Here is a 16,195-nt window from a genome sequence, read left to right as displayed (position 1 = left end):
AATGTCGGTGTTTAAAAATCAAGTAACGTACTGGGCTAATCTGTTTGATGAAGAGGATAGCCTTAGTGTAATCCCGTATTTTAAAACAGCGGAAAACGCATCATTAACCCGTGTTGGCTATCAGGAAAAAAGCATCTATCGCTCCTTATCTCCAGAAGTATCTCAAAGAATATTGACAATGGCTAATCATTCCGAAATGGCAACCTATTTGATTTTATTGGCAGGCATCGAATGTTTGTTGTATAAATATACAGATCGAGCGAGCACGATTCTGGGTATTCCAACGGTATCTAAGCAAAAAAGCAGCTCTTCAACTGTCAATACCATTGTCCTATTGAAGAATACGCTTAGCTGCCAAAGTACATTTAAAACCGTGTTCGAACAACTAAAAAAAGCGGTTAATGATTCGCTAAAAAATCAAAACCTGCCTTTTCGAAAAATCGTTCAGCATGTAAATGTGCAATACGACAACGAGAACATCCCGTTAATTCATACCGTTGTTTCGCTCAATGAAATTCATTCCTTGCAATTTAAGGAAGACATTGCAACTGATACGTTGTTTCATTTTGACTTGGAGAATAGCGAAATTCATTTGAAACTTATTTATAACGGAAATCTTTATGATGAGGACTATATGGACCAAATGGTGTCCCATCTCAATCAGCTGCTGTCCGTGATCTTGTTCCAGCCCCAAGCTGCAATCCATACAGCAGAAGGCATACCCGAAGCGGTCAAACAGCAAATTTTGTTTGACTTTAATGACACCGCCGCAGATTATTCTGGAAACAAAACAGTAAGTCAATTATTTGAAGAGCAGGCGGAAAGAACGCCTGATCATGTAGCTGTTAAGTTCGTTAACAATCATATGACATACAGAGAATTGAATGAGAAATCTAATCGTTTGGCAAGAACGTTGCGAAACTACGGTGTTCAAGCCGATACATTGGTCGCCATCATGGCAGAGCGTTCGTTAGAAATGATCGTGTCCATCATGGCCATTTGGAAGGCAGGGGGCGCTTATGTGCCTCTTGACCCTGAATATCCGGAAGAGCGGCTTCAATATGTGCTGAATGATGCAAATGCAGATGTGCTTGTTGTTCAACGGCATTTCAAAAACAGCCTTGTCTTTGACGGACCGATGATCGATCTAAATGACGAAACATCTTACCATGCTGATTGCTCACTGTTATCGCCGATTGCAGAACACAGCCATTTAGCCTATGTCATCTATACCTCAGGCACAACAGGGAAGCCGAAAGGAGTTATGGTCGAACACGGCGGGATTGTGAATTCGCTCCAGTGGAAGAAGGCGTTTTTTAAGCATTCTGCAGAGGATCGCGTCCTTGTTTTGTATCCCTATGTTTTCGATGCGTTTATTTTAAATTTCTTCGGTCCGCTAATCTCTGGCGCTGCTTTATATCTTTTGCCTAATGAAGACAACAAAGATCTTTTTGCAATACAAAACGTTCTGAAGCTGGAGAGGATTACCCATTTCTCGACTTCTCCCCGGCTGTTACAAGCAATGACCGAACAGATGAACGCAGAGGACTTCTATCATGTTCAACATGTCGTTGTAGGCGGAGAGAAACTTGAACCCGACACAGTAGAGCGGCTGTTTTCTCTGCAGCCTCAGATTCGCATCAATAATGAATACGGCCCTACGGAAAATAGCGTTGTTTCTACGTTTCAACCTGTTTATTCTGCTGATGAACAGATCACAATTGGCAAGCCGGTGGCCAATCATCAAGCCTATATTTTAGGAGCACACCGCCAAATCCAGCCGATAGGCGTACCCGGAGAACTGTATGTCGGAGGATCGGGAGTGGCCCGCGGTTACCTTAATCAACCTGATTTAACTGAAGAAAAATTTGTTGACCATTTGCTTATCCCCCGCCGCAAGATGTATAAAACGGGGGATCTTGCTAGATGGCTGCCCGATGGAAGAATCGAATATTTGGGACGAATCGACCATCAAGTGAAAATCCGCGGCTACCGTATCGAGCTTGGCGAGGTGGAGGCGGCTCTATCCAACCTGGAAGAGGTTCGTGAGACGACAGTCGTTGCGCGAGAGGGGCTAGACGGAACTAAACAATTGTATGCCTATTATGTCGGAGAACCATCTTTGAGCGCAGGGCAGTTCAGAGAGATATTATCACGAGAACTGCCGGATTATATGATTCCTTCTTACTTTATCCATTTAGAACGAATCCCACTCACTTCTAATGGAAAAATTGATCTGAAAGCTTTACCTGTTGCTGATGAAAAAACGCGGATGGAAAATGAATACATAGCCCCGCAAAACTCAATAGAAGAACTGCTGGCGTCCATTTGGCAGGAGGTACTCGGCACTGAGCGTATAGGAATTCTTGATAATTTCTTTGATTTTGGCGGAGATTCGATTAAATCAATTCAGGTTTCTTCTAGATTGTATCAATCCGGATACAAGATTGACATGAAACACTTGTTTACATACCCCACCATTGCTGAGCTAAGCCCATTTGTAGAGCCGGTTGGCAGAATGGCGGATCAAGGAGAAGTGAAGGGAAGGACAAGCCTGACCCCGATTCAGCATTGGTTTTTTGAACAAAATATGCCTCATGCGAACCATTATAATCAGGCCGTAATGTTATATTCAGCGCAAGGATTTAAAGAGACTCCGCTTCGCCGAGCGATAGAAAGCATTGCTGTGCATCACGATGCATTGCGGATGGTTTTTGAAGAAACGCCGAACGGATATACTGCTCGAATTGCGGGCACAGAAGAAAGTAAATTGTACCAGCTGGAAGTGATGAATTGTAAAGAGGATGCCGATCCGGCTCATGCTGTTGCCAATAAAGCGAATCAGATTCAGAGCAGTATGGAATTGAGCCAAGGACCTTTAATGAAGCTTGGTTTGTTCAAATGTGCAGACGGAGATCATTTGCTTATTGCGATTCATCACTTAGTTATTGACGGGGTATCCTGGCGCATTTTACTTGAGGATTTCGCAAGCAGCTATGAGCAGGCGGAGCGCGGACAAATGGTCCGGCTTCCGCAAAAAACAGACTCATTTCCATTCTGGGCGGAGCAATTGTCCAAGTATGCACAGGAAACCGATAGGGAGCAAGAGCTTGCCTATTGGAACGAGCTTGCAAGATTAGAGCTGGAACCATTGCCTAAGGATAACGCTGTCGAAGATTCATTATTGAAAGACAGCGGTGACGTAACGATTCAATGGACAAGAGAAGAAACACAGCAATTATTAAAACAAGCGAATCGCGCTTATAACACAGAAATTAATGACCTTTTGCTGACTTCGCTAGGACTGGCCGTTCACAGGTGGACAGGCATGGAGGAAGTTGTCGTGAACTTAGAGGGTCACGGAAGAGAACCTGTTATTCCAGATGTGGATATCACTCGCACGGTAGGATGGTTTACAAGCCAGTACCCTGTCGTACTGAAGATGGAAGCAGGAAAAGAGCTGTCGCAGCGCATTAAGACTGTGAAAGAAGGACTGCGCCGGGTTCCCAATAAAGGAATGAATTATAGTGTCATTCAATATTTATCCGGCCGTGCGGAAGCTGACAGCCTGCAGCTTCATCCCGAAATTCGGTTTAATTACTTAGGGCAGTTTGACCAAGACCTGCAGCAGCATGCTTTGCAGATATCGCCTTATTCGACAGGTGTATCGTTGAATGAAAACCAGCCGAGAACGGCCGTACTTGATTTGAATGGCATGGTTGCAGAGGGGAAATTATCGCTGTCACTCAGCTATAGCCATAAGCAATATGAAAGATCGACCATGGAGCAATTTGCCCGAAGTTTAAAAGAAAGTCTGCAAGAAATTATTGTGCATTGCGTAAACCAGCAGCAGACGTCATTGACGCCAAGTGATGTTTTGTTAAAGGATATCAAAATAGACGAATTGGAAGAGCTTTTGGACCAAACGCGTGAATTAGGCGAAGTGGAAAATATATATCCGTTAACGCCGATGCAAAAAGGCATGCTGTTTCACAGCTTGTTTGACTCACATTCCGGCGCATATTTTCAGCAAACGATGTTTGAATTGCATGGAGATTTGGATATCGATTCATTTTCAAAAAGCTTGGATGATTTATCAAAGCGATATGAAATTTTCCGCACGAACTTTCTCAAAGGGAAAGATCAGCCGCTGCAAATCATTTTTAAAACGAAAAAGATCGGTTTCCAATTCATCGATTTGCGTGAGATGGATCAAGCGCGGCAAGATGACCGGATTTGTGCATATGCCAAAGAAGATAAGCTTCGGGGGTTCGACTTAGCGAAAGACGTGTTGATGCGCGTAATTGTGCTTCGTACGGATGATACGACATATCGCTTTATATGGAGTTTTCACCATATCTTGATGGACGGATGGTGCTTGCCGCTTATCACGAAAGAAATATTCGATCATTACTTTGCTTTGCTACAGCAAAAGCAGCCCGAACAAGCAGCGATTACACCATATAGCCAATATATTGAATGGCTAGATCGTCAAGATGCAGAAGAGGCCAAGCGTTATTGGGATCAATATTTGGAAGGTTATGAAGAACAAACCGTCCTTCTCAAGGACAGTCATCAAGCAGAAGATGAGCATTATTTTCCGGAGAAAGTGTCATGTGCCATCGACACCGATCTCACTTTGAAAATGAAGCAAACGGCCAGCAAGCATCATGTCACACTGAACACGCTGCTGCAAACGGCATGGGGGATTTTGCTACAGAAATATAATCGAAGCCGTGACGTTGTTTTTGGAAGTGTTGTGTCCGGAAGGCCTTCGGCGATTCCAAACGTGGAAACCATGATTGGCTTATTCATTAACACCATTCCTGTCCGAATCCAATGTGAAGCTGGGACCACTTTTGCTGAGCTCATGAAACGGACGCAGGAAAGGGCAGTAGCCTCTCAAACGTATGAGACCTATCCGTTATATGATATACAAGCTCTTACGACCCAAAAACAAAATTTAATTACACATTTAATGATATTTGAAAACTACCCTGTAGATCAGTACATGGAAAGTATCGGCCAACATAACGAATCGCCTATCGACATTTCAAACGTTAAAATGGAAGAACAAACTAACTACCATTTAAATGTAACTGTTATACCAGGTGATGTAATCAATATTAATTTTGAATATAACGCTAAGGTGTATGATCGCGAAAGCATGGAGCGGGTTCGCGGACACCTTTTGCAAATTTTGCATCAAGTCGTTGCAGATGCAGATATCCGGGTAGAACAATTGGAAATGTTGACAGAAGGTGAAAAAAGACAGCTTCTTCAGAACCTGAATGATACAGCCGCGCCATATCCGCAGTCAACGGTTTATCAATGGTTTGAAGCGCAGTCGCAGCAAATACCAGATCAAGCAGCTGTTATTGATGGGGACAAGCAGATTACTTACCGTCAGCTCAATGAGCGAGCAAACCGGCTGGCACGAACATTGAGAGCTAGGGGTGTGCAAGCGGACCAACCTGTAGCCACCATCAGCAGGAACAGTATCGAATTGGTGACTGGAATACTTGCCATTCTAAAAGCCGGGGGCGCCTACGTCCCAATAGATCCAGAATATCCGCAAGACCGAATCCAGTACATTCTGGAAGATTCAAAAGCCGGAATCATCTTGATGCCGCGAGATGTCCGACAGCAGATTACCTATGAAGGCGTCGTGATTTTATTGGATGAGGAAAGCTCCTATCACGAAGAAGCCTTTAACCTTGAACCGCTCAGCAATGCGAACCATTTGGCTTATGTGATCTACACGTCTGGTTCCACAGGCAAGCCTAAAGGCGTATTAATCGAGCACCGGGGATTGAGCAATTATATTTGGTGGGCGAAAGAGGTCTATGTGAAAAATGAAAAAACCAATTTCCCGTTATACTCGTCCATCTCTTTTGATTTAACAGTGACTTCTATTTTTACACCTTTGGTCACAGGCAATACGATTATTGTCTATGACGGGGAGGACAAAACTGCTTTGCTTTCATCGATTGTGCAGGACCAAAGGGTGGATATCATTAAATTGACCCCGGCTCATTTGCATGTATTGAAAGCAATGAACATTGCCAATAAGATAGCGATTCGAAAAATGATCGTAGGAGGAGAGAATCTCAGCACTCAGTTAGCCCAAAGCATTCATGAGCAATTCGACGGCCAAATTGAAATATGTAATGAGTACGGGCCGACGGAAACTGTTGTCGGATGCATGCTTTATCGTTACGATGCAGTCAAAGACAGGCGGGAATCGGTGCCAATCGGTACAGCTGCGGCAAACACGAGCATTTATGTGTTAGACGAGGACATGAAACCGGTGCCGATCGGCGTACCTGGAGAAATGTATATAAGCGGAGCCGGCGTTGCCAGAGGATATTTGAACCGGCCGGAATTAACAGCTGAGAAATTTGTTGAAAACCCGTTTGTAACCGGAGAAAGGATGTATAAGACCGGGGATTTGGCGAAGTGGCTCCCGGATGGGAACATTGAATACTTAGGTCGAATGGATGAGCAAGTCAAAATCAGAGGCTTTCGCATCGAATTAGGCGAGATTGAAACAGCGATGCTTCAAGCAGAAGAGATCAAAGAAGCCGTCGTCACAGCCAGAGAAGATGTACATGGATTGAAGCAGCTGTGTGGATATTACGTGAGCAGCCAACCCATAACGGTATCCCAGATTCGGGAGCAATTGTCTCAATCTCTGCCTGGCTATATGATTCCGGCATATTTTATCAAACTGGAGAAAATGCCTTTAACGCCTAATGGAAAAATAAACCAAAAAGAGCTGCCGACCCCTGATTTACAGCTGCAGGACAGAGTAGCATATAAGCCTCCACGCACTCAGGTGGAACAACTATTAGTTTCGACTTGGGAGTCAGTATTAGGCGCTGAAAAGATTGGCATTTTGGATAATTTCTTTGATCTTGGCGGGGATTCCATTAAATCGATTCAAGTGTCTTCCAGACTAAACCAACTAGGATACAAAATGGAAATCAAACACTTGTTTCAATATGCGACGATTGCAGAATTGAGTCCGCATATCGAGCAGAACGTGCGCATTCCCGATCAAGATGAAGTCAAAGGAAAGGTAAGCCTGACCCCAATCCAGCATTGGTTCTTTGAGCAAACAACGACAGATCCGCATTATTATAATCAAGCTGTCATGCTGTATGCGCCGCAAGGCTTTCAGGAATCGCCGCTTCGCCAAACGCTACAAAAGCTTGGAGAGCACCACGATGCGCTCCGCATGACGTTCCAAGCGACAGAACACGGATACGAGGCCTGGAATGCAGAGATCACTCAAAGCGAGCTATATCATCTTGACGTCATCAATCTAAAAACAGAAGCCGACCCAGGTCCGGCCATTGAAGCCAAGGCTAACCAGATACAGAGCAGCATGCAGTTAAGCAATGGGCCATTGATGAAAGCAGGATTGTTTCAATGTGCGGATGGGGATCATTTGCTCATTGCAATCCATCATTTAATTGTAGATGGGATTTCCTGGCGTATTTTAATGGAGGATATCGTTAGCGGCTACAAGCAAGCCGAGAACGGGCAAGACATTCAATTGCCGTACAAAACAGACTCTTTCCGGCTATGGGCTGAAAAGCTCTCGGCATATGCGCAAAGTGATGCCATAAAGCAAGAACAGGAGTATTGGGCACGGATTGAACAAACTGATGTGAAACCGTTGCCTAAAGATTTTCAGGAATCGCATGCTTTTTCAATAGACAGTGAGACAGTAACTGTGGAATGGACCAAAGAAGAGACGGAGCAATTATTAAAACAAGCCAATCGCGCTTATAACACTGAAATAAACGATCTTCTGTTAAGCTCCTTGGGACTTTCCATATCACATTGGTCAGGACTTGAACAGATTGCACTTCATTTAGAAGGACACGGAAGAGAACAAGTGATCCCAAATATGGATATCTCTCGCACGGTGGGCTGGTTTACAAGTCTGTTTCCGGTTGTGCTTCACATAGAACCAGGCAAAGAAATATCTCATTACATCAAGACGGCCAAAGAAGAGCTCCGCCAAATACCCCATAAAGGGATCGGCTATGGAGTACTAAGGTATTTAAGCGGCTCAACCACGCCACTCCCAGCGAAAATGACTCCAGAGATCAGTTTTAATTACCTGGGGCAGTTTGATCAAGATATTCAAAATCAAGCGGTTCAATTATCTTCCTACTCCTGCGGTTCAGACTCGAGCGGAAACCAAATCAGACCGTACGTATTGAACATAAACGGGATGATTGTCAATGATCGATTGATGGTGACGATTAGCTACAGCACCAAACAATACGCAAAAGAAACAATCGACCAGCTATCGGCCATTATTCAAAACAACCTTCGAACAGTCATTGAGCATTGTGTTCATAAAGAACAAACGGAACTGACACCAAGCGATATTTTGTTAAAAGGCATGGCCATTGACGAATTAGACCAGCTCCTGATTCAACTGCCGGATGCAGGTGAAATTGAGAATGTGTATCCGTTAACTCCGATGCAGAAGGGGATGCTGTTTCACAGCTTACTGGACGAGGATTCAAATTCTTATTTCGAACAAGCATCATTTGATTTACAGGGAGAATTAAAGATCGACAGGTTTGAAGCAAGCTTGGATCATTTATTTGCTAAATATGCCGTGCTGCGAACCCGTTTTTATAGCGGCTGGAATGATATCCCCTTACAAATTGTCTATAAGACACAAAGAATGAAAGTTCATTTTACAGATTTACGTGACATAGATGAGAATCAGCGTAAGGATGAAATCGCATCCTACCAAAGTGAGGATAAAGCGAAAGGATTTGACTTGGCTAGGGATCCATTGATGCGCATCGCGATTTTCCGTATCGAAGAGCGCAAGTATCATTTGATTTGGAGTTTCCATCATATTGTTATGGACGGCTGGTGCCTGCCTCTTATCACGAAGGAAGCATTTGAACACTATATCGGCTTGCAAGAGGGCAGGGAAACAGATCTTGCGTATACTGATCCTTACAGTAAATATATCGAATGGCTTGATCAGCAAGATCAAAATGCGGCCAAACGGTACTGGCGTGAGTATCTTGAGGGCTACAAAGGTGAAACCCGTATTCTTCACAAAAGACCGCAGCATGAACGAAAAGCGTATGCTTATGCCAATGAGATCTGCCGATTCAATCAAAAACAAACAAGACAATTGCAGCGGATCGCAAACCAGCATCATGTCACGTTAAATACGTTGATTCAAACGCTATGGGGAATTTTATTACAGAAATATAGTGGGACCGGAGATGTTGTCTTTGGCAGTGTCGTGTCGGGAAGGCCGGCAGAAATCTCTGGAGTGGAACAAATGATCGGCCTGTTCATTAATACAATTCCAGTTCGAATCTGCTGTGATGAGGGCAGCTCTTTCGTTGAAACGATGAAAATGGTTCAAGACAATGCACTGGCTTCCCAATCATACGATACCTATCCGTTATATGAAATTCAGGCACAAACGGAGCAAAAGCAAAACTTAATTGATCATATTCTGATCTTTGAAAACTATCCGATAGGACAACAGGTAGAGGAAGGCCATAATGCTGCAGAGCTAAACATTATGAATTTTCATATGGAAGAGCATTCACATTACGATTTTAATATGGTTGTCATTCCTGGCGAACAACTGAACGTTCATTTTGGCTATAACCAAAACGTATATGAACAATCAGAAGTGGAGCGGATTAGCGGGCATTTTGAACAGCTAATGCATCAAGTATTAGAGCATCCGAACATCAAAGTAGAAGAATTGGAGCTTTTGACTCAGCAAGAGAAGGAACAGCTGCTCAGCCGTTTTCAGGCTAGAGAAATGCAGTACTCACGCGAACAAACAATTCATGAGCGGTTCTCGAAACAAGCGTTCCGTACGCCAGATCGTACAGCAGTTGTATTCGAGGGAGAATCGTTAACCTATGGCGAACTGAACAAACGAGCCAATCAGCTTGCGCAAGCCTTGCGAGTCGAAGGAGTACAAGCGGGTCAACTCGTCGGCATTATGGCTGAACGTTCTCTGGAGATGATTATAGGGATCTTCGGGATTTTAAAAGCGGGCGGGGCTTATTTGCCAATAGACCCTGATTCCCCTGTAGAACGAATTCATTATATCGCAAGGGACTCAGGCATTAACATATTGCTTACACACGGCGAACTGCCTGAAAACCTCAACTTTTCCGGAACATGTATCAATATGAAAGAGGAACAAGCCTACCATGAAACAGATATCAATCTGGCAGTGCCATGCCAGTTCGATCAACTAGCCTATTGCATATACACTTCTGGCACGACAGGTACGCCGAAAGGCACGTTGATTGAACATCGCCAGGTAATTCATCTCATCGAAGGGCTGCGTAATGCGGTGTACTCCGCTTATGATGGGGTTTTGCATGTGGCCATGCTCGCTCCATATTATTTTGATGCTTCAGTCCAGCAAATATATGCTTCCTTGTTGTTAGGACATACCTTGTTTATCGTTCCTAAAGAGGCGGTGTCTGATGGCGAGGCCTTATGCCAATACTATCGACAGCATCGCATTGACGTAACCGACGGGACGCCCGCCCATTTGAAGCTGCTGGTAGCTGCAGATGATGGGGAAGGAGTACCGCTTCGTCATCTGTTAATTGGAGGAGAGGCACTTCCAAAAACGACGGTAACCAAGTTCATACACTTATTTGGCGCGGATAGAGCAGCACCTGCCATCACAAATGTATATGGACCAACCGAAACTTGTGTCGATGCGTCCCTGTTCAACATCGAAGTTTCTGCGGATGCTTGGACTCGCAGTCAAGTGCATATCCCTATAGGCAAGCCGCTGGGCAACAATCGCATGTACATACTCGATTCGCAGCAGAAATTGCAGCCAGTGGGCGTTCAAGGCGAGTTGTACATTGCTGGGGATGGCGTGGGACGAGGATATTTGAACTTGCCGGAATTAACGAACAAAAAATTCGTTAACGATCCGTTTGTTCCATCGGGTCGAATGTATAGAACTGGCGATCTGGCCCGTCTATTGCCGGACGGCAATATAGAATTTATTGAACGCGTCGATCATCAGGTGAAAATTCATGGTTTTAGGATTGAACTCGGTGAAATTGAATCAATAATGTTGAACATTCCTGAGATTCAAGAAGCCGTCGCTTCTGTCCTTGAAGATGCAGATGGCGAGCATTATATATGCGGTTACTATGTAGCGAATAAGCCATTCCCAACTAGTCAGCTTCGGGATCGTCTCACCCGGCATTTACCAGGATATATGATTCCGGCTTATTTTGTGCAAATGGATCAAATGCCATTAACGCCAAACGGAAAGCTGAATCGCAACTTATTACCAGAACCGGATGGAAAGCGATATGGGGATACGGAATATGTACCGCCGCGAAATTCGACAGAAATGAAGCTCACAAAGATTTGGCAGGATGTTCTCGGTTTAGAACAGGTGGGGATTCGAGATAACTTTTTTGATATCGGTGGACACTCCCTGCGAGCGACGACACTCATTGCAAAAATTCAAAAGCAATTGCATGTTCAAATTCCATTGCGAAACATATTCCAGTTCCCAACAATTGAACAGCTCGCACAGGCAATCATGACGATGGAGGAAACCGAATATGCTTCTATTCCTCTAATTGAAAAGAGGCCTTATTATCCAGTTTCTTCTGCACAAAAAAGACTTTATATTCTCAACCATTTGGAAGGCGGAGAGCTGAGCTACAACATGCTGGGCCTGATGACTGTCAAAGGCGAGCTGGATCGGGATAAGCTGCAGCAGGCCTTTGACAAATTGATTCATCGCCATGAATCTTTACGCACCGGCTTCAAAATGGTGGACGGAGAACCTGTTCAGTACGTCTTGGATCACGTTGAATTTGCAGTAGAGTCGTATTATGCCAAGGAAGATGAAATCGATCATTGTATCAGTCAATTTGTTCGTGCATTTCAACTGGAGGAGCCTCCGCTGCTTCGTGTCGGGCTGATTGAGCTTCAACCCAATCACGCAATACTGATGTTTGATATGCATCATATTATCTCGGACGGAACATCCATGAATGTACTGATCAAAGAATTTGTAAGAGCATATCAAGGAGCGGAATTACCGCCCCTGCGAATCCAATACAAAGACTACTCAGTATGGCAAACCGGAGAAGCGCGATTAGAACAAATCCAAAAGCAAGAAGACTATTGGTTGGAGCTGTACAGCGGCGATATCCCTGTCCTTCATTTGCCAACCGATTATATACGGCCTTCCACACGGGATTTTACCGGGGCGACGCTGCACTTTACGATTGATGAGAAAAAAAGCGAGGGATTAAAACAACTGGCACTCAAAACCGAATCCACTTTATATATGGTGCTTCTGGCGTCCTACACCTTATTGCTGTCCAAATACAGCGGCCAGGAAGACATTGTTGTGGGGAGTCCCATAGCAGGAAGACCGCATGCGGATTTGGATTCCATCATCGGGATGTTCGTCAACACACTGGCGATGCGAAATTATCCTGCCAAAGAGAAGACATTCTCTCAGTACCTCGCTGAAGTGAAGGAAAATGCATTAAAAGCTTATGAGCATCAAGATTATCCGTTTGAAGCGCTCGTCGACCAGCTGAACATCGCCAGGGATTTAAGCCGTAATCCGTTGTTCGACACGATGTTTGTGTTGCAAAACACAGAGCAAGAACAATTAGGGATGGATGGTTTGACGTTTAAACCTTATCCTAGCAAGCATACGATGGCTAAATTTGATTTAACCTTAACGGCTGTAGAAGAAGAGACACACATTCATTGCACAATGGAATACCTGACGACACTGTTCAAACCGGAAACGGTAGAACGCATGATGCGGCATTTTGTGCAGCTGATCGATGCGATCATCGAACATCCTGAGGCAAGGCTCGCTTCTTTGGAGATGATGAGATCGCGAGAAAAGAATGAAATTTGGAATCTTTTTAATGATACTGCAGTAATCGATGAACGTATGCCAACAACAATACATCAACAATTCGAGCAGCAGGCTGAGGATACTCCTGATCGTGTCGCCATTTTGTTTGAAAATCAAACCTGGACCTATCGTCAGTTGAATGAACGCTCCAACCAACTGGCGCGTGTGCTTCGGAATCAAGGCGTAGGTGCCGATCGGGTGGCTGCCATTCTCACGGAGCGCTCGGCAAATATGATGATCGGAATATTAGCGATATTAAAGGCCGGTGGGGCATTTCTTCCTATAGACCCGGAACTCCCTGATGAACGGCGTGCTTATTTAATGGAAGACAGCGGCGCCGATGTACTTGTCACTTGTGTAGAGCATACCGTTCCTCCTTCCTTCGAAGGATCTGTAGTTCTGCTTGACGATCCATTGGTATATCAGGGTGATGCAAGCAATCTTAACCTTTCCTATGCGGAAAATCATTTATTATATGTCATTTATACATCAGGTACTACCGGAAAACCTAAAGGGGTTCAATTAGAGCATAAAACCATGTTGAATTTACTCGCTTATGAGCGGGAATATACACAGCTGCGCTTTGACAGAGTGCTGCAATTTGCCGCAATGAGTTTCGATGTTTGCTATCAAGAGATTTTCTCCACGATCTTAAGCGGAGGGACACTCTATATTATCGACAACGAGGCAAAACGGGAGATTCGTGAGCTCAACGAATTTGTCAAGACACACAGGATACAAACGGCATTTCTCCCGACTGCGTTCCTCAAGCTCCTTGCATCGGAGAAACAATATTTTGAACCGTTTGCCGAATGTGTGGATCATATTATTACAGCAGGAGAGCAGCTTATTATGACGAATACGCTGCGTGAAATGATGATGCGCCACCAAGTTTCGCTGCATAATCATTACGGTCCATCAGAAACGCATGTCGTGACCATGTGTACAGTCGATCCGGAAATTCATCAGGAGATGCCGCCAATCGGTAAACCGATTTCGAATACAGAAATTTTAATCCTGAATGAAGCCGGGACGCTCCAGCCTATCGGTATCGTTGGTGAGCTTTGTATTGCGGGGATCAGCTTGGCAAGAGGTTACCATAACCGGGAATCCTTAACACACGAAAAATTTGTTCCGCATCCGTATGATGCAAATAAACGGATGTATAAAACTGGTGATCTTGCCCGCTATCTTCCTGATGGCAACATTGAATATGCGGGAAGGATGGACCATCAAGTCAAAATTCGCGGTTACCGTATCGAACTAAACGAGGTCGAGGCCGCTCTTCTCAACATTGAGCATGTACAGGAAGCAGTTGTTCTGGCCAGAGAAAACACAGAAGGGCAAAGCGATTTGTATGCTTATTTTGTAGCGGAGCAAGCACTGCCAATCAGTCAATTCAAAGAAAAGCTTGCTCAGCAAATACCTGGCTACATGATACCTTCATACCTCATGCAGCTGGAGCAAATGCCGTTAACATCAAATGGAAAGGTGAATCGCAGTGCATTACCGTTGCCCGCAGCAGGCATGCAAACCGGGATTGACCATGTTGCTCCAAGAACGAGACTGGAAGAGCAGTTAGTTCTCATCTGGAAAGAAGTATTGAAGTTAGAACAAGTAGGCGTGAAAGATAACTTTTTCGATCTCGGCGGGCATTCGTTACGGGGGATGACGCTCGTTGGCAAAATCCATAAGCAATTCAACAAAACGATTTCGTTAAGAGAAGTGTTTCAAGGGCCGACCATTGAGGAAATGGCAAAAGTCATCGCAAACTCGGAAACCTGCGGACCGGATTATATCCCTGCTGTAGAAGTGAAGGATGTTTATCCTGTATCTTCCGTACAAAAGATGGTTTACCTATCCACACAAATTGAAGGCGGAGAACTCAGTTACAACATGCCGGGGATTTTGACGCTGGAGGGAAGAATCGACATGGATCGTTTACAAACTGCGTTCCATAGACTGATTCAGCGTCATGAATCGCTGCGAACCGGATTTGAAATGATCCGCGGAGAACCGATGCAGATGGTCAAGCCGGAGGTGGAGTTCACTATCGAAAGGTACAAGGCAACGGCTGAGGAGGTTGAAGAGCTGTTCCGCACCTTCGTACGTCCATTCGATCTAAGTCAGGCCCCATTGCTTCGAGTTGGACTTATTGAATTGGAACAAGAAAAGCATATTTTCATGTTTGACATGCATCATATCGTTACAGACGGCGCTTCTATGAACATTTTTATCGAAGAACTGATTCAATTGTATGACGGTAAAGAATTAGCACCGCTCCGGATTCAATACAAGGACTTCACTGCATGGCAGCAGCAAGCAGAGCAGAAAGAACGAATTAAAAAGCAGGAAGACTATTGGCTGGATGTATTTCACGAGGCGCTTCCGTCATTTGAGTTGCCGAAAGATTTTGCCAGACCGCAAGTTCGAAGCTTTGAGGGGAAACGATACAACTTTGTTCTCAACGAGTCTGTTGTCCAAGGTGTTAAACAGCTGGAAGAATTGACGGGATCGACCACGTATATGATCTTGTTCGCAGCCTATACCATACTGCTGGCCAAATATAGCGGTCAAGAAGATATTGTTGTCGGTACACCTGTGGCGGGAAGAGTGCACGATGATTTACAACATATCATCGGGATGTTTGTGAATACATTAGCCATTCGCACGGCTCCGGCTGGAGAAAAGACCTTTAAAGATTATGTAACAGAAACTAAAGAAACAATGCTAAAAGCTTATGAAAATCAAGAGTATCCTTTTGAAGAATTGGTTGAGAAGCTTGGCGTGCAACGAGATTTAAGCCGTAATCCGCTATTCGATACGATGTTTGTTCTGCAAAATACAGAGCAAACGGATATTGAAATAGATTCTCTCGCCGTCAGACCTTATGAAGAAACACATGCAGTGGCAAAATTTGATTTGCAGCTGACCTTCGAGATGCACCAGCACGAGATTCAAGGCAGCTTTGACTACTGTACGAAGCTATTTAAAAAGAGAACCATCGCTACGCTGGCACAGGATTACGTGATGATCCTGTCAGCGGTTATACAAAACTCATCAATTCCATTAAAAGAGATTCAATTAAGCGAGAAAGTAAACAAAAAGGAACACTTTGCAAGCGTAATCGAATTAGATTTCTAAAAACAGTCGGTAGCCGCTGTCCCCATCATGTTGATCATGCGGGGACAGCCGTCAGCCGCCTTCGAAGCAAGAATTTAAATTTACTGGAGGGATTTA

At 44.4% G+C, this 16,195-nt stretch carries 1 protein-coding gene; it reads left to right on the top strand.

Annotated features, from left to right (window positions below; all coding sequences use genetic code 11):
- The first annotated feature begins 1 nt into the window (after window position 1).
- Window positions 2-16,099: a non-ribosomal peptide synthase/polyketide synthase gene (locus Q5C82_RS05025; RefSeq protein ID WP_003220188.1), complete on the top strand. Its 16,098-nt coding sequence runs from the start codon at window positions 2-4 to the stop codon at window positions 16,097-16,099.
- The last annotated feature ends 96 nt before the right edge of the window (window positions 16,100-16,195 follow it).

It is taken from the genome of uncultured Bacillus sp., assembly GCF_958411575.1.
Lineage (GTDB): Bacteria > Bacillota > Bacilli > Bacillales > Bacillaceae > Bacillus > Bacillus spizizenii.
The sequence above is the reverse complement of the archived record's forward strand: the minus strand, read 5'-3'. Positions and strand labels throughout refer to the sequence as shown.

Bases quoted from the DNA above. Each gene is read 5' to 3' on its own strand.
- Q5C82_RS05025 (WP_003220188.1), top strand. From the start codon at position 2: ATGTCGGTGTTTAAAAATCAAGTAACGTACTGGGCTAATCTGTTTGAT.